The organism is Pararcticibacter amylolyticus (genome assembly GCF_003130405.1).
GTDB classification, from domain to species: domain Bacteria; phylum Bacteroidota; class Bacteroidia; order Sphingobacteriales; family Sphingobacteriaceae; genus Arcticibacter; species Arcticibacter amylolyticus.
Genome location: NZ_QEAS01000016.1, coordinates 114,646 through 133,686, shown reverse-complemented (window position 1 = coordinate 133,686; position 19,041 = coordinate 114,646). Strand labels below are relative to the sequence as shown.

The 19,041-nt window shown below is 45.0% G+C and carries 20 protein-coding genes and 1 tRNA gene; 16 read left to right on the top strand and 5 right to left on the bottom strand.

Annotation, left to right across the window (positions count from 1 at the left end; translation table 11 throughout):
* The first annotated feature begins 69 nt into the window (after positions 1-69).
* The 3 genes from DDR33_RS18440 (at position 70) to DDR33_RS18430 (ending at position 2,767) form a co-directional block, all read left to right on the top strand.
* On the top strand, positions 70-1,224 hold the full coding sequence (locus DDR33_RS18440) for a 1-deoxy-D-xylulose-5-phosphate reductoisomerase (protein WP_109417280.1): 1,155 nt from the start codon (positions 70-72) through the stop codon (positions 1,222-1,224).
* A 37-nt stretch (positions 1,225-1,261) separates the two neighbouring features.
* On the top strand, positions 1,262-2,584 hold the full coding sequence (gene rseP, locus DDR33_RS18435; RefSeq protein WP_109417279.1) for an RIP metalloprotease RseP: 1,323 nt from the start codon (positions 1,262-1,264) through the stop codon (positions 2,582-2,584).
* Between the two features lie 101 nt (positions 2,585-2,685).
* Positions 2,686-2,767, top strand: a tRNA-Leu gene (locus DDR33_RS18430).
* Positions 2,768-2,857: 90 nt separating this feature from the next.
* Here DDR33_RS18430 and DDR33_RS18425 read toward each other — a convergent pair.
* Both DDR33_RS18425 and DDR33_RS18420 read right to left on the bottom strand, forming a co-directional pair.
* A complete protein-coding gene (locus DDR33_RS18425; RefSeq protein WP_238387856.1) occupies positions 2,858-3,844 on the bottom strand; it encodes an ISAon1 family transposase in 987 nt (328 codons plus the stop codon).
* Entirely contained in the window at positions 3,834-4,178 is a 345-nt protein-coding gene (locus tag DDR33_RS18420; RefSeq protein ID WP_109417278.1) for an ISAon1 family transposase N-terminal region protein, read from the bottom strand. The genes DDR33_RS18425 and DDR33_RS18420 overlap by 11 nt, the downstream gene beginning before the upstream one ends.
* Before the next feature lie 683 nt (positions 4,179-4,861).
* Between DDR33_RS18420 and DDR33_RS18415 the strand changes: the two genes are divergently transcribed.
* The 4 genes from DDR33_RS18415 (at position 4,862) to DDR33_RS18400 (ending at position 7,228) form a co-directional block, all read left to right on the top strand.
* Positions 4,862-5,656 (top strand): SDR family oxidoreductase, encoded by a 795-nt coding sequence (locus DDR33_RS18415; protein ID WP_109417277.1) that lies wholly within the window; start codon positions 4,862-4,864, stop codon positions 5,654-5,656.
* A gap of 93 nt (positions 5,657-5,749) precedes the next feature.
* Entirely contained in the window at positions 5,750-5,953 is a 204-nt protein-coding gene (locus tag DDR33_RS18410; protein ID WP_109417276.1) for a hypothetical protein, read from the top strand.
* A complete protein-coding gene (locus DDR33_RS18405; RefSeq protein ID WP_109417275.1) occupies positions 5,954-6,307 on the top strand; it encodes a hypothetical protein in 354 nt (117 codons plus the stop codon).
* Positions 6,308-6,319: 12 nt separating this feature from the next.
* Positions 6,320-7,228 carry a helix-turn-helix domain-containing protein gene (locus DDR33_RS18400; RefSeq protein WP_109417274.1) on the top strand — a complete coding sequence of 303 codons (909 nt, stop codon included), beginning with the start codon at positions 6,320-6,322 and terminating at the stop codon, positions 7,226-7,228.
* On the opposite strand, the gene DDR33_RS26490 is transcribed toward DDR33_RS18400, so the two are convergent.
* Positions 7,192-7,500, bottom strand: a complete 309-nt coding sequence (locus tag DDR33_RS26490; RefSeq protein WP_202913783.1) for a Rossmann-fold NAD(P)-binding domain-containing protein — start codon at positions 7,498-7,500, stop codon at positions 7,192-7,194. The two genes, DDR33_RS18400 and DDR33_RS26490, sit on opposite strands and share 37 nt — an antisense overlap.
* Before the next feature lie 89 nt (positions 7,501-7,589).
* Positions 7,590-8,027: an NAD-dependent epimerase/dehydratase family protein gene (locus DDR33_RS26485; protein ID WP_202913782.1), complete on the bottom strand. Its 438-nt coding sequence runs from the start codon at positions 8,025-8,027 to the stop codon at positions 7,590-7,592.
* A 608-nt stretch (positions 8,028-8,635) separates the two neighbouring features.
* On the opposite strand from DDR33_RS26485, the gene DDR33_RS18385 reads away from it, so the two are divergent.
* Positions 8,636-9,019: a hypothetical protein gene (locus tag DDR33_RS18385; RefSeq protein WP_238387855.1), complete on the top strand. Its 384-nt coding sequence runs from the start codon at positions 8,636-8,638 to the stop codon at positions 9,017-9,019.
* Between the two features lie 61 nt (positions 9,020-9,080).
* Complete coding sequence (locus DDR33_RS18380; protein WP_109417271.1) at positions 9,081-10,121, top strand: alpha/beta hydrolase family protein; 1,041 nt, start codon at positions 9,081-9,083, stop codon at positions 10,119-10,121.
* Positions 10,122-10,438: 317 nt separating this feature from the next.
* Here the strand turns inward: DDR33_RS18380 and DDR33_RS18375 are convergent, their stop codons facing one another.
* Positions 10,439-11,239 (bottom strand): DUF4382 domain-containing protein, encoded by an 801-nt coding sequence (locus tag DDR33_RS18375; RefSeq protein ID WP_109417270.1) that lies wholly within the window; start codon positions 11,237-11,239, stop codon positions 10,439-10,441.
* Positions 11,240-11,782: 543 nt separating this feature from the next.
* Here DDR33_RS18375 and DDR33_RS18365 point away from each other — a divergent pair.
* From DDR33_RS18365 to DDR33_RS18335, 7 genes are all read left to right on the top strand, one after another.
* Entirely contained in the window at positions 11,783-12,622 is an 840-nt protein-coding gene (locus DDR33_RS18365; RefSeq protein WP_109417268.1) for a hypothetical protein, read from the top strand.
* Between the two features lie 10 nt (positions 12,623-12,632).
* The gene (locus DDR33_RS18360) at positions 12,633-13,307 is read left to right on the top strand and encodes a response regulator transcription factor (protein WP_109417267.1); all 675 of its coding nucleotides are present in this window, start codon (positions 12,633-12,635) and stop codon (positions 13,305-13,307) included.
* A gap of 1 nt (position 13,308) precedes the next feature.
* Complete coding sequence (locus DDR33_RS18355) at positions 13,309-14,634, top strand: sensor histidine kinase (protein ID WP_109417266.1); 1,326 nt, start codon at positions 13,309-13,311, stop codon at positions 14,632-14,634.
* An 84-nt stretch (positions 14,635-14,718) separates the two neighbouring features.
* Complete coding sequence (locus tag DDR33_RS18350) at positions 14,719-15,765, top strand: sensor histidine kinase (RefSeq protein ID WP_109417265.1); 1,047 nt, start codon at positions 14,719-14,721, stop codon at positions 15,763-15,765.
* Positions 15,740-16,507, top strand: coding sequence for a LytR/AlgR family response regulator transcription factor (locus DDR33_RS18345; RefSeq protein ID WP_109417264.1), 768 nt, complete (start codon positions 15,740-15,742; stop codon positions 16,505-16,507). The genes DDR33_RS18350 and DDR33_RS18345 overlap by 26 nt, the downstream gene beginning before the upstream one ends.
* A gap of 194 nt (positions 16,508-16,701) precedes the next feature.
* A complete protein-coding gene (locus tag DDR33_RS18340) occupies positions 16,702-17,967 on the top strand; it encodes a TolC family protein (protein WP_238387854.1) in 1,266 nt (421 codons plus the stop codon).
* Positions 17,968-17,971: 4 nt separating this feature from the next.
* The gene (locus DDR33_RS18335) at positions 17,972-19,030 is read left to right on the top strand and encodes an efflux RND transporter periplasmic adaptor subunit (protein WP_109417262.1); all 1,059 of its coding nucleotides are present in this window, start codon (positions 17,972-17,974) and stop codon (positions 19,028-19,030) included.
* Positions 19,031-19,041 lie beyond the last annotated feature (11 nt).

Here is a 19,041-nt window from a genome sequence, read left to right as displayed (position 1 = left end):
AGAGAGGAGTCTTTTGGGAGGAATTTGTTTCTGAAAGGCACTTAATATAATACTAACAAACAGAGCATATTGAAACACATAGCAATACTTGGATCATCTGGCAGTATAGGGACACAGGCTCTGGAGGTGGTAGAGGAGAATCCAGGTCTTTTCAAAGTCATCGTTTTAACTGTCCATCAGAATGCTGCTTTGCTTGTGAAGCAGGCACTGAAATTTAAACCTGAAAAAGTCGTTATTTCCGATGAGTTAAAATATGAGGAAGTAAAGAGCGCATTACAGGGAAGCGGGATAGAGGTATACGGCGGAGAGGATGCACTTTCTGAGGTAGTAACGGATCCTAAAATTGATATTGTACTCACCGCGGTAGTGGGCTTCTGCGGTTTAAAACCAACCATTGCTGCTATCAGGGCGGGGAAGGACATTGCCCTGGCCAATAAGGAAACAATGGTCGTGGCCGGCGGACTTGTCAATGCGCTGGCGAAGGAGCATGATGTCAGGATACTGCCTGTAGATTCGGAACATTCTGCTATATTCCAGTGCCTGACAGGAGAGGAGGGCAATCCGATAGAAAAGATTTACCTGACTGCTTCAGGCGGACCTTTCAGGGGCCGGGATGCTGCTTTCCTGGCAAGTGTAACCCGTCATCAGGCTTTAAAGCATCCAAACTGGGTAATGGGGGCCAAGATTACGATCGATTCGGCTACTCTGATGAACAAGGGGCTTGAGGTGATTGAAGCGAAATGGCTCTTTGACCTGGACCCCTCACAGATCGATGTCATCGTGCATCCTCAGTCGATCGTTCACTCTCTCGTGCAGTTTGAGGATGGTTCGATGAAGGCGCAGATGGGCTTGCCCGACATGAAGTTACCTATCCAGTACGCTTTTGGTTATCCTGGGAGAATAAAAAATACATTTCCGCGTTTTGATTTTCTGAAGTATCCGCAGCTGACATTTGAGCAGCCTGACAGGGGGACATTCAGAAACCTTGAATATGCATTTAACGCTCTGGAACAGGGCGGAAACATGCCATGTGTTATCAATGCTGCGAATGAAGTGGTGGTGGCAGAGTTTTTGAATGACCGGCTGGGCTTTCTCCAGATGAGTGAGGTAATAGAAAAATGTATGACTGAAGTTTCTTATATTCGTCATCCTGTCCTGGAAGATTACATCGAAACGGACAAGGAAACAAGAATTATTGCGCGGCACTTAGTAACAAAATTTTAAAAATAATATCCCAATATTATAATATCAACACAGAACTATGGATGGATTGGTTATGGCAGGCCAGCTTTTGCTGGGACTTTCAATATTAATAATATTACACGAACTAGGACACTTCCTTGCGGCCCGGGCCTTTGGAATAAAGGTGGAGAAGTTCTATCTTTTCTTTGACGCCTGGGGATTTAAACTTTTTAGTTTTAAATATAAAGACTGCGAGTATGGGATCGGATGGCTTCCCCTGGGGGGCTATGTGAAGATTTCAGGGATGATAGATGAGTCGATGGATACCGAGCAGATGGCAGGACCTCCGCAGCCCTGGGAATTTCGTTCGAAACCTGCATGGCAGCGTTTGATCGTTATGCTTGCAGGTATTATTGTGAACATTGTCCTTGGAGTGCTTATTTTCTGGATGATCACCTTTAAAGTGGGTGAGACTTATATCCCGAACGATAAGCTTGTGCATGGTATTGTTCCCGGTAAGATTGGGAAGTCGATCGGCCTCGAGGCAGGCGACCGTATTGTGGCGGTCAATGGTGCTGACATTAAGCGCTTTGACGAGATCACCAGTTCGAAAGTCCTTTTAGGAGGAGCAGAGCTCACGGTGGAGAGACAAGGTAAAACACAGTCAGTCCACGTGCCGGGCGACATATTGGAGCAGGTGGCTGATTATGGGGTAGGAGAGTTTATCCAGCCGCGCGAGACACTGAACAGTATAAATGAAGTGCTGCCGAAAAGCAATGCGAGTGCGGCGGGACTTGAAGGCGGCGACAGTATCCTTACGGTAAACAGCAAGCCCGTTCAGTTTTTCGATCAGTTTCAATCGACACTGCTTGCGAATAAAGGAAAGAAGATCAATGTAAATGTTTGGCGCAAAGGGCAGGTGCTGACATTAACGCCTGTTGTTAATGAAAGTGGCCTGATCGGTGTTTCTTTGAACCGGAATATCCCAACGGAGAGCGTCAAACATGGCCTGTTTGCATCCCTGCCTATTGGTGCATCCAAGGCGTGGGGACTCTTTACAGACAATGCAAAAGGAATTGGAAAAGTAGTTACCGGCCAGGTAAAGGCTAATAAAGCATTTACAGGCCCTGTAGGTATAGCCAATATGTTCGGGGGCACAGTTGACTGGTTGAAGTTCTGGACACTGGTAGGCTTGCTTTCTATGGCACTGGCGCTGATGAATCTGCTGCCAATTCCCGCTCTTGACGGGGGACATGCTTTGTTCCTGCTGATTGAGATGATAAAAGGAAAGCCTCTGAGCGATAAATTTATGGAAAGAGCTCAGATCGTCGGTTTCTGCATCATTGTAGCCCTGATGGTTTTTGTGTTAGGGAACGATATTTTTAAATACATAATTAAGTAATAAATTCAATAAGAGGCTGTTCCGGATTATTCGCCGGAAATCTCGAAAATTTGTTGTGAATACGGGAGAGATTAGATAGATTTGCATCCCGTTCCACAAAAGCCCAGGTGGCGGAATTGGTAGACGCGCTGGTCTCAAACACCTGTGATTTCGATCGTGCCGGTTCGATCCCGGCCCTGGGTACAAAGGCTGATTTTTAAATCAGCCTTCTTCATTTTAGCAAAAAAAAACAGTGTTTAAAGCTACTGAGGGATCAATCCGGAAACCTGTGGACTAAGCATAAATTTTCATGAGTCTGTACATAAAGAAGTCGGTATTTCTGACGCCCCGGAACTGGCATCTGAGCGCTTTGATTTTGGCATTGAAGGACTCTGCAGAGGCGTTGGTACTTCGGTTATCGAAGTAGTTCAGTATGGTTTCGTAATGATTTTGAATGGTTCTTCTTACCGAAGAGAAGGTTTTCATGCCGGCCTTCTCCACTTCATGGTACCATCGGGCCAAACGAGTATAACCGAGCTCTTTCTGTTTGGTGGCTGAAAAGATATGCGAAAGTTTGCGGCTCAGTCGGTAAGCTGTTTCCAGATCGGGGTAGAATCTGAAAAGGATCTCCGCCCGATGGTGCTGGGAGGGCGTCCAGTTGGTCTCATCCTTGAACAACAGGTACCGGCTGCGGGCCAGCAATTGCTTTTGGGTATCGCCATTCTCCAGCAGATTGGGCACATAGTCCTTATCCAGTTCCTTGGCCAACTCGATTTCCAGGTTCTCCTGGTCGATGGCTTTCCAGCGATATTCGATGCGTAATTGCTGCACGGCATCGGTAGCCAGTTGCTGGACATGAAAGCGGTCGGATACCAGTTTGGCCTTGGGAAAGCTCCGTTTAACGATGCGCTCCATGGTGGCAGCCAGGTCCAGCGTAACTTCCTTTACCTGATAGCGTTTGCGCCGGGGAATCCTATTGAGCACCCGGATGATCTGATCGCTCTGGACTCCCTTGATGATGGCTACCAGGGCGCCTTTCTTTCCTTTGGCCGCCTTATTGGTCACTACCGTGTACAATTCTCCTTGTGACAAACTCGTCTCATCGATGCTCAGGTGAGAGCCGATATTCTCCGGAAAGAGCAACCACTCACTGGCATGTTCACGGGCCTGCCAGGTCATAAAGTCGCTCAGGTGCCGCACGTAATGTTCTTCCAGCCGTTTGCCTTCCAGCCCGAATAGCGTAGCGATTGTTTGAAAGCTCAGCGGATATTTATCGATCAAATCCTTTTAAAAAAGCGGCAAGCTCGATGGTCATTCGAGTGCCGTCCGCTACCTGGTTCCAGTCATGGAAGATGACCGAACCGGTCCTCTTATGAATCCATTTACGCCGCTTTAAATGAAGGAAACATGCTTTGCCCCGAAGGGGAAAATCACGCACCGTGATCTCATCGAAAAAGCCCTTGGATAACAGATCGCTCCGGTCATAGCCCGCAGGAGGTTCATTCTTTTGAGATAAATACAAATGAATCTGACCGTCTTTCTTCTCTGTTCGATCTACTTCGAACAACTCTGTCAGGCCTTCAGGAAGCAATAGGGATAACAGTTCTTTCTCCAAGTCTTTTTTCTTGTAAAGGTAGGATTTTATTATGCCCTCCACAGGTTTCCGGATTGATCCCTACTGAGAGGCACTTTAGGTCATCTGCCTGTAAGGTCACGTTTCAACGCCATTTTATTACTGATCTTATGCACAGCTACTCAGCTAGGCTTGGATACGGTTCAAAGTAATCCGCTAAGGGACTTTCACCGGGGTCGAACAACTCGGATCCGGTTTTTATAGCTTTTTACACATTCTGCATATATTCGACGCCTTGTCATAAATACTGGAGTTGCACCATCTTTGAACACGCCGCGAATGAGCGTTTGCTTTTGAATACGTTACCCTTTTCATAAATCTGGTAAAGATTTGAAAGCTCTGGTAATTGCCTTTATTTGACCCTTTGTTAAAATTCCTGACATTTTTTATTCGTGTAAAGAGCCTGAGGATGCCGGTTTCGTTTCATAGGCAGGATAAGGCCGCCACAGGGGGAGTAAGATATTGCGCAAAAAATTCTACCCCCGGGGGGTGCGTGAAGATTTTTTGCCAAACCCTGTAAGGGATGACCTTGAAATCCAAAAAGGGGGCTGCCATAACTTCGTCCTTAAGAAACATTTTTCGGCCTTTCTACTACAACGCTGCGACTTTTGGATACATATACCTGCTTCAGGTGGCTGATCTTTGCTGTATAAAATATCATTATCATGGATTTAAAAAACAGCACCATCCTGATCACAGGCGGCACCAGCGGCATAGGCCTGGAATTGGTAAAGCAGCTTGGCGAAAAAGGTGCAACGATCATTGTCACAGGGCGCAAAATGGAGGCGCTGGAGCAGACAAAAAAGCGGTTTCCTAAGGTCCATACCTTTCAGAGCGATGTGAGTGATCCGGGCGAAATCAGGAAACTTTATCAAAATGTTGTCGGGCAGTTCCCTGAACTGAACATCCTGATCAATAACGCCGGTGAAATGCGGCTGATCGATATGCAGGATGCATCCTACAGCCTGGAAGACCTTACCCGTGAGATCAACATAAACCTTTCAGGCACTATCCAAATGGCGCATCTGTTTTTACAGCACCTGATGAAGAAGCCTTCTGCTGCCATCGTAAATGTATCTTCTGCGATCGCCTTTATGGCCTATTCTTCAGCTCCCGTTTACAGTGCTTCAAAAGCCGGAGCCCACGCTTTTACAATGGCCTTGCGTCTTCAATTAAAAGATACAGGGGTCAAAGTACTGGAGCTGATCCCTCCGGGCGTAAATACCAATCTGCAAAACGGCTGGGTCCTACAACCCAACCAAAGCCAGATGATGGATGTGGATAAGCTGGTTGCGGTGGCTGTAAAAGGCCTTGCAAGCGACACACCGGAGATCAAGCCGGGCATGGTGAAAGTGCTGAAATTCCTAAGCCGTGTCATACCCAACGCCTTAATGAATTTCGGCCACAAGGAGTTTGGAAAGTTTAAGCAATTAAATAAACAAATAAACAGGACGGTATGAAAAAAGCAATTTCGTTGCCGCAGGACATCCATAGTACGCACTTCGTGGGATTGTCAATGAATTAGTTTTTTAAAATAAAAGAATATAAGAGCAATGAAGATGAAAAATAATAACGACGTGTTGTCAGGATTTTGGCTGGCTGTATCCAATGCCGCTCCGCCAATAGGATTCTTCCTGTACTTCAGGCACAGGGCACAATACCCTAACAAGGCAAAAAGGGCACTCATAAGTGCGCTGATCGGCATACCCATTGCGATCGTGGCAGGTTATATCATGAACACTTATATTCTCGGCTAAATGGTAAAGAACATCATTTCATTGCTGTTGCTCATTGCTTCAGCATTGTTAAACTTCAAGCACGGCTGGGATACATTTAATTATAAAAATAATCCCGAATCAGTGAAAGCAATGGCAGGCCTGGGCATTACCGAAAAGACTATCCCTTTTCTGGGTTCACTGGCGATAATCACCGGTGTATTGCTGTTGTTGCCTAAAGCGTTCTTTTATGGCAATGTACTCAATGCGATGTTAATTACACTGGTGATGGCATTAGCAATACAGTCAGAAAATTATAAGATGGCCCTGATGGAAATACCTTTTCTACTCCTGCCACTTATTATGATCTGGCTGAAGTATCCGTTTAAAAATTAATTAAATTGCACTATGGGAAAAGCAACACCCTTCAGGATCCGGTCCATTTCAGAGATACATCGCTTGATGGGGCTCCCTAAGCCGCATCATCCGCTGGTTAGTATCATTGACCTGAAAGGGCTGAGAAATGATACGGGGATTGAAGCTGTAATATTCGACCTGTATGTTATTTCAATGAAAAGAGGCTGCGATGGTTTACATTACGGCCAGCAAAAATATGATTTTGACGAAGGCTTAATGGCCTTCTTATCACCCGGTCAAATTTTGCGGGGTGAAGAAAATGGCGTACCGGTCGGGCTGGAAGGCTGGATGCTTTTTATACATCCTGACTTTTTATGGAATACATCGCTCGTCAGGAAAATAAAGAAATATGAATATTTTGGTTACGCGACCCATGAAGCCCTGTTTCTCTCAGACAGGGAAGAGCAACTGATCAATGACATCGTAAAAAATATCAGGGAAGAGTATCATTCCAATATTGATAAATTCAGCCAGGACATTATCGTTTCCAACCTCGAAACAATGCTGAACTACGCTGAACGCTTCTACGAACGTCAGTTCATTACCAGGAAAATAACTAACCATTCGCTACTCGACCGCCTGGAGAAGGAACTGGCGGATTATTTTGATAACGATAGTTTGCTTGCTGAAGGGTTGCCAACAGTTCAATATATGGCCGGCAAACTGAATATTTCATCAAAATACTTAAGCAGTTTGCTCAAGCAGCTCACTGGGCAGACCGCACAGCAGATGATCCATGAAAAACTGATCGATAAGGCAAAAGAAAAATTATCGACAACTGAACTGTCTGTTAGCGAGATCGCGTATCAACTGGGTTTTGAACATTCACAATCGTTCAATAAGCTTTTTAAGCTCAAGACCAGTCAAAGCCCGCTACAGTTCAGGCAATCCTTCAACTGATCGCCTGACGGTAGCAATTCGGTAATCCCGACATCGCCGCTGACCTTTTCGACCCGCAATGAAATTTGTCCGTCTGAACTGGCAATGAAGCGTTGGCCACCGGCCTCTGGGATTAACATCGCCCGGATATGCAGATCTGCGACATCCCTGACATCTACTATGTTCAGCGGAATATCAGGCACTGCTTTCATCGAACCATTCAGCAAATGGAAGCTGCCGGAGATATGCGTATCCACCGGCGGACCCAAAATGGCAACAGCGTTAATGGTCACAAATTCCAGTCCGCCACCTTCTTCTCGTATGAAATCTCAGGCTGCCCTTTCGGCCAGTGTTTTTGACTTTTCGTAAACTGATAGCCCCTTTACTGCCGTATCCGTCCAATCTGCTTCGGTAGCGTAAAGCCGACGGCACCGAAATTGGAGGTCATTATCACCCGTTTCACGCCCTCTCGCTTTGCGAACTTCAGAATACGTAAAATGCCTTCCACCGCAGGCCGGATCGCTTCCTGCTCATTTTTGGGCTTTTCAAAGAACACCGGCGATGCTACGCTCAATACATATTTGCAGTCTTGCATCACCTCTTGCCAGTTATCGTCTTTGGTGAGCTCTGCTTCAACAAAGGAGAGATGATCAATGGCCGCCACACCCTGAACCATCAGCGTTTTTGTCAATTCGGTTGTACTTGCAAGGCTGCGGACCGTTGTCCTCACCCGGTAGCCTTTTTGTAACAATTGCAGAATTATCTGCCGGGCTACAAAACCCGTTCCGCCCGTTACCAAAACAGTTGTTTTGTCTTCCATCTTTTTAGATTAAAATATACCACAAAGGTCCGGGTAAAAATGAAAAACAGGTTTTCTGAAAAGTCCAATTGTTTTTATTGAGCGGTCCATGCATAATCAGGACGGTGTTCTTGCTTAATTCCATGTTCTTTAATTTGATAGAACAAAGTTGGCAAGAACGGATCGGTAGGTACTTGCGGGAATCAAAACAATGTTTGCAAAAAGAAACCTTTTTCTGGTTTCTGAAAGTCAGAGGAGAACAGTCGGTCTGTTTTTTGAAAAAGTTAGAGAAATGAGCGACTTCTTCAAATCCTTCAATGAGAAGCGTATAACTTTCGGCTTTTGTTTTCGTACAATCATCATGATTAAATAAGTAATAACTTAAATGCACCACGTGGTTGTTGCCCGCCCGTGTTGCCGTTGTGCGTCCTGTTGTGGTGCGTCCGGTAGTTCGCCGGTACGTTATTGTTGTGCACTAAATGCGTTGTTGACGTGCTGGTTAACCCTGACCATTTTTGATATTCAGCGTTCGGTTTTGATATTTCACCCGGCAGTTTGACAGCTTCACCCTAAATAGGGTTCAAAAAAAGTATGGATGTAGGTAATTTGGATTAACAAAAATAAAAACTATGCAAAAGATTATTTTCACTGTCATCGCAATGATAATCTGTGCCGGTGCAGTATCTGCACAATCCGTCAAACGGGTAAACAGTCAGAATCGCCGGGCGACCTACCACGCAAACGAGGCACGGCGTCAGGCTACTGCCGGAGGTAAAGAAGAGCAACGGCAGGCAACCTTTCAAGAGAACAGCGCCGAGCGACGGACGTTGAGGAACGACCCTGACGCAACCAAAACGGATGCAAGGACTTTGGCGGAAGCGAATAGCAGTGAGCGCCGGGACAACCGGCGAGCTGCCGCATCATCGGTGAGAGAGACCGCTCAAAGCAACATCGCCAACCGGCGCGCCACGGTAAGGACCAACAGTAAAAACAGGAGGACTTCCGGTAATTAACAATACATATACTTCCGGGTGTAAGCCTATGAGTCGGGTAAACCCTTAAAAATGTAGAACTATGGAAAGGATCTTTCTAAAAATTATAGCAGTGTGTCTGCTGATCAGCGCCTGTAGCAAGAACAACGATCAGGATACCGCGCAGCAGACTAAGTTGCAGGGACCTATTCAGCCCCCTGTTTCAGGGTACGGCGCCGACGGCCGGCACCAGGTCGGGGAGACCAGTTTTGCCAATCCCCGGTACGCCGGCACCAGGGTGACTATTTTTTACCCGCTTGATATGGATTCGCCGCGGCCAACTATCTTTTTCTCCCATCCCTTTGGTGGTGAAGACAAGGAATATAACCGGGGTCTGTTTGAATTCATTGCAAAAAAAGGCTATGTAGTGGTCTTTGTACCCTATCCAACGTTCGGTGTCAGTGTAGATGAACGGTATAATACGTTGTGGGCCGGCTTCACTAAAGCTGCGGCAGACTATACCAATATTGTCGACACCAAAAAAGTAGGCTTTATGGGCCATTCCTTCGGCGGCGGTGCTTCCATCGGCCTTGCCTGGAAAGGTTTTACAGAAAAAGGCTGGGGACAGGACGGTCGCTTTTTGTTTACCATGGCGCCATGGTACAGTTACCAGATCACCTCTCAGCAACTGGCGGGCTTTCCATCGAATGTAAAGATGATTACCCAGGTATATGACGAGGATGATACCAATGATCACCGGATTGCCATAGATATCTTCAAAAACATCAATATCGCCGGCAGTGAGAAAGATTTCATCTATTTTAAATCATCGGCAGTTGCCGGTTATACCTATCACACCGATCATGTATTGCCGAACAGCAGGAGTGCTTTTGATGCCCTGGATTATTACGGTGTTTACCGTCTCCTGGATGCGATGATCGATTACAGCTTTAATAATAACCAGGCAGCGAAGACCGTGGCCCTGGGGAACGGTTCATCTGAACAGGTGATCATGCCCGGATATAACGGACAGATGATGGCGCCGCTGATCGTAACAGACAATCCAACACCGCAGTATCCGCAAAGCAAGTACTTATTTCCATGCGGCAGTTCCGAGAACCCGAGAATAGGAAATTGTGAGTAGAAGCAAGAAAATCCGGAAATGAAACTATTTATTCAATTGATCATGCTATGGAGCAGCGGTATAATCTGTTAGAGGGAGAGTTCAAAAAAGTACAGAAGATCCGGATGACTATGGTATAAGAGGTCTGGATAAGATACTCGTAGACAGGGACTGCTTACCAACTGATTGAGGTAAGCGGTTGTATAGAGAGAACTTGACTTAATACTTTGGTTTTTCATATCATCGCGACTTGAATTCAGAAGCCTCGACAGATATAGAACTATAAGTATACCAGATGAAGCTGATTTAATTATAAGCTTCATCTGGTATTTCTATCTTTATTGCTTTAACGTTACCGTCCCTAAATCAGTATTACGGCCTGCGGAAACGGCGATATTGGTGACTGTGCTGTCTCTATATCCTGCCACCGGTGAAAATTTCACACTGTAAGTTCCTGCGGCGAGACCACCGACGGTGAATTTACCGGTTAACGGATCTGGCACTGTGCCAACTGTATCCGCTCCTGCAATGACTAATATCTCCGGGTGGCTCTCCAACGGCAATACAGCACCTGAAATTAGTCCGGAGGTAGCAGTTGCAACGCCTCTTACAACAGGTTTTAAAATATACCGTCCATTACCCGTACTCACTATCGACTTTGCTGCATCGAAATCGAGCAGCAGAGAATAGCTTGCTCCGGGTAAAAGAGAGGGATTTTCGGTAAGTTTAACTTTCCATCCCGACGATTGCCCGCTGGGGATCGTAAGAGCCTGCTCCCCGCCGTCTACAACGATGGTATTGCCAGAGTCGTTTAATACCAGCCGGATCTCCGTAATATCGCCTGCAGGCATCTCTCCTGATGCGACTAAAATATCGGGCTTGCTGGTACCGATTCTGAAATCAAGGATGTTAAAAATGTTGGCGTTTGCTGTAAAAGTGTAAGGCTTGCCATTAGAAATCAAAACGATTTCTTTCACGCTCAGGTTGATCTTACTAAAGTTTCCGGGAGCATCAGTCATTCTGATCTGCAGCTTAGCTGTGCCGTCAGTTCTGCTGTCTCCATCCTTCGTACAGGCGCTGAATGACACCATAATTCCTGATAAAACAGCGGTCATCAGGTATATCAGTTTCTTTTTCATAACAGTATATTTAGTTGTAAAGTTTTATGATCCAAAATTGAAGCGGGAACATGAAATGAAAATGAAAATCCAGAATTATTTGGGGCTTGGTTTTCATGTTAATTTCATCTTCGGTTAGGATATTTGTATGAATAATGACTGTCCTGCTGCGCAAACTTTTTATATTTATCGAATGTCAGGCTTATTTATACCACTATTAAGGAAGTATGCTGCTATTGTCCTTTTTATGATGTCTCCGGTGTTGGCTTTATCGTCTCAACATTCTGAATCCCGGATGCTGGGTGATCAGGAACGGCAGGAAAAAAAGCAGGATGACAAGAAGGGTGACAGGAAGAAATCTGACAAAAAAGATAAGCCTGATCACCCAAAAGAAGATATACCGGAGGTTCCAAAGGCCAGAAAACAATCCCGGCCAGAGGTTGTTCCCAAGCCAAATGTTAAAGTAAAGCCAATTAAAGTCATTCGGCCGAAAATAAAGAAACCGTAGAATACTGTACCTATGGTCAATAAGGTGTTTATTAATGAGATCGGAGTTGTTCATACATGAGGTTTAGATTACTGTTTGTGTTGTTTCTCATATCGTCAATCCAGGTGATTGCACAGGATGATACTACGAAAAAGGCAACTGTCACCTTAGCAGGGTTGTATAGCAGTGATGTAAGCTATTATGGTCAGTCAATTAATGTAAAGCTACCCTATGCATTGTTCAATGCTACCGTTAGGTTGCCTTCTGGCCTTCATTTTTCGGCAGGGGCTTATAAACTTCTGAACTTCGGATCAGGTATTTCAGAAACAGACCTGGGTGCAGGATACGATTTTGATTTTAATGACAAGATTGGCATAGGTGCTTCGTACTCCCGGTCTTTTTTTCCTTCAAATTCCCCTTTACTTCAGGCCGCAAATGAAAACAATATTAATCTTTCAGCAACAGGTTCATTTTCTCTGCTCAAGAGTGAATTGAGTGCTGACTATGCATTTGGCCAGCAAAGCGATTTGTTTTTAAGCCTGGAGAATTCGAAGGAAATCAGTCTGGGCAGTTTTTTAAGTGATAAGAATACCTTTTATATAGAGCCAGCAATTGAGCTGGTTGCCGGGACGAGGCATTTTTATAATACGTATTCAGCCAAAAAGGAAAAACGAAATCAGGGGAAAGGGAAGGGGGCAGGCGGCCAGGCTAATTCGACAGCTACTTCTACCCCCGTTACAATTCAATCAAGCAGTTTTAATTTATTATCTTATAATTTCAGGCTTCCTCTTGGCTTTAGCCGGTCTGATTATTTGGTGGAGGTCGGTTATCAGTTTTCCATATTGGGACCGAAGGCGGAGGCGGAGCTCAGGCAGCAGCAATCTTTGTTCGATATTTCATTTTATTACCAGTTTTAATTCGCCTGTTATGAAGGTATTGATTGTTGAAGACGAAAAAACTCTCGCTTACGAAATAGAAGCTTTCCTTAAAAAGAGCTTTTATGTTTGCGACTTAGCTCATTCGTTTAGGACAGGGGTAGAACAATTAGAGCTCAACCAATACGATTTTATTTTGATTGACTTAAGCTTGCCCGATGGTGATGGTCTGGAGATATTGAAAACAGCAAAAAAGAGCAACCCTGAAGCAGCATATATCATCATTACAGCGCGTACTCATTTAAAAGACAGGGTCAGCGGCCTCGACCTTGGTGCCGACGATTACCTGGCCAAACCATTTTACCTTTTGGAACTTCAATCCAGGATGCAGGCTATTGCCCGAAGGAAATTTAACATTAATGAAGACCGGATTCCAATGGGGGAATTCAGTATGGACATCCAAAAACGACTGATATTTTATGGTGAACAGCAGATTGAGCTGTCGCGTAAAGAATTTGATCTTTTAAGCTATTTGCTGCTCAACAAAAACCGGGTTCTTACCCGTGTACAACTGTGTGAACATATATGGGGGTCGTTTGCCGGGGACGACTATGATTCAAATTATATCGATGCGCATATTAAAAACATACGGAAGAAGTTAAACGCGTATGCCGGTACCGAATGGCTTGAAACCGTCCGCGGAGTTGGTTATCGGGTTAAAAAATAATATGAAACTGTCTGTAAAACTTACGCTCTTCATTACCGGGTCGAAACTTGTCATCGTTTTGATCTTCATTACGGCTTTGCCATTTCTTGTAAAGGAGATTGCCTCTCAATATACCAATTATACACTGAAACAGCAGAAGAGTAAGGTGATCAGCATCGTAAATAAGAAAGGACTCGACTATTATTTGCAGGGAGATGATAATTACGGAAGTTACACCTTGTTAAAAGAGGAGTTTATAGCTTTTGTTCCAGTAAAAGAGAAAGTTAATATTGATACTATTAAAGATGCCCGGCGAATTATTGAAGGAGACACTCTGAACTACAGGATACTTAGTCACACCTTCAGGAATAACAGCAAAAACTACTTGTTAGAGATTGGTAAAACAACCAATAGTATTGAAAGATATAACAAGCCACTTCAGCGTTTTGCATTGTGGGTGTTGGTGGGACTGGTCGCACTGTCCATCCTAATTGACCTGACCTTTATCAGAGTCTTGCTCCGGCCACTGACTATGATCATTAAAAGCAAGCTGATCAACAGGAAGTTCCCTTTCAAAAAAGGTCAAAAAAGAGTTCCTACGAGCACCAGCGATTTTAGATATCTGGACGAGTCGCTAATGATGCTAATGAGACAAATTGATGAAGCTTTTGACAAGGAACGCGAGTTTACGTCCAATGCATCTCACGAGTTGATGACCCCTATCAGTATCCTGCAAAATAAGCTTGAAAACTTGCTGAACGACGAGCAGACGTCGGAAGCTTCCGCCTTAGCTGTTGTTGAGACAATGAAGACAGTAGATCGGTTGAAAAACATAACCAGGTCATTACTTCTCATCTCAAGGATTGAAAATGAACAGTTCATCAGAAATGATAAAGTTGTGCTGAGAACTCTTTTTGACGATATTATAGAAGAGATCAGGCACCGGCTTGAAGAAAAAGATCTGAATATCCTTGTCGAAATAGATCCGGGAGTGGAGCTTCATGATGTCAATAAAGACCTTTTGTCCCAATTATTCTTTAACCTTATTCATAACGCTATAAAATTTAACAGGGATAAGGGGACTATCTTCATTAAAGGCTTTTATGGAGAACAGGGCCGGTACGAGCTTACTATCCGGGACACGGGTATTGGAATACCAGCAGAGGATCTGCCATTTATTTTTGATCGCTTCAGGAAGACAAATCTGCACTCGCATGTGGGGTACGGACTTGGTTTAGCAATTGTTAAAAGTATCGCTTTGTATCATCAAATACATATAAACGTGGAGTCGAGGGTGGGTGAAGGCACAGCGTTCAGGTTGATCTTCGACGATAGAAAATCCGGCTGAAAACCACATCCTTTTCAACCCTCATTTTGTCCGCCTCAGCTTCATTAGATTTTCCGGCCTCTCCTAAAAGCTTACCTTTGCGGGATGGAGTCTAATCTTCCTGTAAAGAGCTTGATCCGATTAAACTGGCTAGCAGCCTCTGTAGGATGTCTGTATGTCTTCTTTTATTCTATTCCAGATCAAACGGTTACCAAAGTAAGTGTCTCATTCACCGCTATGGCTGGGTGCGGCTTACTATTTAGCGGCTATGTGAATCTTTATCTTCTTAAGTTTTACAGGAGAAAGTATGCTACCCGCCGGGCTTGGTACAATTTAGCCCGTTTCTTCATTTCGTTTGCTGTTTCTGCCGTATTTCACCTGTCAATCATTCCTCTTTTTGCATTGCTGGCAGGTGTAAACTGGAGTTATGAGCATTATAGAATTATCCCCTCAGTTATTGCTCACACAGCGGTATCTAACTTGCTTATCATGCTCTTACAGAACACGATTGTACTACAATACGACAAAAGCTCGGCTGAACTGGAACTTTCGAAGCTGACCGTTTCTAACGCCGAGGCCGCAAATCTTTTGCTTCGCCAGCAGATTCATCCACATTTTTTGTTTAACGCACTTAATACCTTAAAAGCATTATACAAGAAAGGCCCGTCCGAAGGAGAGGAATACCTTGTTCGTCTTGCTAACTTTCTTCGTGCTTCTGTTTCAAATCATTCTTCCCGTATTGCTACTGTAAAGGATGAACTTGAGCTCTACGTCAGCTATCTTGAAATGCAGCGTATCCGTTTTGGTTCAGCACTCGTTTGTGAAATAGATATACATGATCCAAAGCGCCTCAGTTATTTTATGCCTAGTTTTTCATTGCAGCCCCTTTTGGAGAATGCAATTAAACATAATGAGGTAACCGAAGAGAACCCTCTAACCGTTATTCTGAAACAGGAGGGCGATTGGATTACGGTTTCTAATAATTTGCAACACAAGCGTGTCAAGGAGAATAGTGAGGGCTATGGCCTGGCTAATCTTGCCGAACGTTATAGACTCTGGTCAGGCGACGAGGTGCTGATAGCTAAAGCCGAACATTTTTTTTCCGTAAGCTTGAAAATATTACCGGATGAACATTGTAATAATAGAGGATGAAAGACTGCTCGCCGCTGAACTGGCGCAGTCGGTTTGCGAACTTGAACCTGGGGCCGTGATTAGTGCTCAGCTTCACTCGGTCAGGGAATCAATTGCCTATTTGAAAAGCAATGACCTGCCTGATCTGGTATTCAGTGATGTTCAGCTGGGAGACGGCCTCAGTTTTGAAATTTTCGTTGCTGCAAATATTCCGGTTCCCATCATCTTTTGTACCGCCTATGACGAGTATGCTCTGGATGCTTTTCGGGTAAGTGGAATAGACTACATACTTAAACCTTTTACTCAGAGCACGCTCAAGGCTGCTTTGCAAAAGTATAAGAATCTAAAACGCAGTTTTACCGGTGATGTGAGCGCTGAGTATGAGAAATTGATGAGTGCGCTTAGTAATCAGTCGGCGAAACCAGCTTCTTCTATCCTTGTTTACTACAAGGATAAGATTATTCCCATCCTGCTGGATGAGATTGCGTTTTTCTACGTAAAAAATGAAGAAACACATCTGCAGACTTTCAGCGGTAAGACGTACTATCCTAATAAAAAGCTGGAGGAACTGGAAGCCAGGGCAGGGAATTCGTTTTTCCGCGCTAATCGCCAGTTCCTGGTGAACCGGAAAGCGATCATCGATGTATCGAGTTTCTTCTCCCGGAAACTTTCCTTAAACCTGAATGTCCCCTTTCCCGAAAGGATCACCGTCAGCAAAGAGAAAGCACCGGCATTCCTCGACTGGCTCGCCAAAGCGTACTAGCCGGCTCACCCTCGAATTTGTCCGCCTCACCCTGTTTTAGCTTGTCCCGGGGCGCCTTTGCTGGTCATATTTGCTGAACGAACAGGCACGGATTGATATCAACCCGTCAAGCAAGACTAGTAATGAAGAGCATTTTTTTCTTAATGATATGTTTTCTTGTTCCTTATTGTCTGTCAGCTCAAACGCGATGGGACTTGAAGAGCTGTATAGAATACGGACTGAAGAACAACAGGAACACCACCGTTTACGAGAATGAAAAGAAAGCTGCCGATGCACGGGCTCGTGAAGCGCTGGCTGCATATCTCCCTTCAATAAATGCAACCGGTACTGTAGATAATAATCTGAAGGTCCAGGAGACGGTTATACCTGCCGGTATTTTTGGTCCCGAAGACACCCGGGTTGCATTCAGTAAAAAGTACAGCACAAACGGAACCGCACAGTTAGATCAGGTGATCTTTGATCAGTCGCTGCTGACCGGGCTGAAAGCCAGCAAGTACAACAGGCAGCAAGCTGACCTGAACGGGCAGATGAATGAAGAAGCAATTATCTATAATGTGAGTAATGCGTTCTATCAGATTTTCGTATACCGCGAACAGCTTAACTTTATCAGGTCCGTTCAGGAAACCTACCGCAGGCAAATTGATATTAACTCTCTTAAGGTGAAAAAGGGTGTGATCCTCCAGAAGGAGCTTGATAAGATCTTGGTGGATTATAATAATTCCCTTTCACAACTTCGCGTGGCGGAGAGCAATCTGGCTCTGTCAGAAAATCAGCTGAAATATGAGATGGGTTATCCCTTTGAGCAGCCTCTGCCGCTCGACAGTGCTGCGGCTTCTTATTCTGGTATAGTTACAGCCACAGCAGTCATCGACAGCTCATTTTCTCCGGGTAACCGGGTGGAATATCGCTTGTCCGAAGTAAATCTTAAACTGCTCGAAATCGACGAAAGCAGGATTAAAGCAGGTGCTCTGCCTAAACTTTCCGGCTATTTCAGATACGGTGCAAATGGCTTCGGCGATGATCTCGGCCCGACTTTTCGGGACATGAGTTCCTTCTCCGCTACAGGCATAAAGCTCACCATCCCGGTTTTCGACTTCTTTAAGCGCAATGCTCAGGCCTCGCAGGCAAAATATAAAAAACTTAATGCACAGGAGGCGCTGGAGCTGGACAAGGGAAAGTATCGGCTGCAGTTTGAGAATGCCCGGACGAAACTGACAGAGGCTCAACTGAACGTGGAAAACGACAGGCGGAATATAGATCTGGCCCATTCGGTTTTTGAAACCACAGATCTTCAGTATCAAAAGGGGGTGACAGATCTTACGGACTGGCTCAACGCACAGAATTCTCTGAAAGAGGCTCATAACAATTTTTTAAATTCTTTATACAAGCTTTTCGTAACTAAGGTCGACTTCGATAAAGCTGCCGGCACGCTAAAAACTTCATATACTTTATACCGTTGAGCAAATGAAAACAAAATATATAATTGGCATTATTACAGCCTTTATCATTGTTCTTATAGTTTATAAGCTTACTGTCAACAAGCGCGAGATTGACCGGAAAAAAACGCAAACGGATTCGACGGTGGTGCGGATCCCGGTCCGCACGGCAGTTGCAGAAGAACAACTTCAGGAAATCAGCATCGTCAAAACCGGAAATATTATTCCTTTTAAGGAAACAAAGGTACTCTCTGCAACAGGCGGGACTGTCGAAAAGTTATATATCGATCTTGGTGACCGTGTTAAACAAGGCCAGGTCATCGCCCGTATTGACACGCGGTCCCAGCAACTCGATCTTCAGAACGCCCGGAGTAAAGTAGCGAAGCTGAGAAACGACCTGGATACATATACTGAGCTTCTTGCCGGTAAAGCTGCTACCCAGGAGAAGGTAAACGGCATCAGGCAGGATTATCTTGATGCAGTTAACCAACTGAATCAGGTAAAGAAGCAACTAGCTGACGCAGCGGTTAAGGCGCCGACAAGCGGAGTGATCGCCACGAAGGTAATAGAAGAAGGGGTTTTTGTGAATGGGGGGGCAGAAATAGCCACGGTGGTTAACCTATCCCGGGCGAAGGTTCATGTTAACCTTACGGAAGCGGAGGTCTACCAGGTAAAACAAGGGCAAAAGGTGAAGATTACTGCCGATGTTTTTCCTGGAAAAGTGTTCGATGGAACGATACGTTTTATCAGCCCTCAGGCCGATCAGACCCATAATTATATGGTCGAGATCGAAGTGGACAATGTGAGCCAGTCCCTTCTCCGCTCCGGAACCTTCGTTTACGCAGACTTTTCAAAAAAGACCCGGCAGCAGGTTCTGCTTATCCCACGCGAGGCCCTTACGGAGAGCGTAAAAAACGCATCCGTTTATGTCGTTGAAAACAATGCAGCCCATTTAAAGGCGGTCCAGACCGGCAGCGAATCGGGTAGCAAAGTTCAGATCACCGGGGGCCTGCAGAAGGGCGAGGTGGTAGTAACATCGGGTCAGATAAATCTCAGGGACGGCGCACCCGTTAGTATTTCAAAGTAAAAAAGAACGGT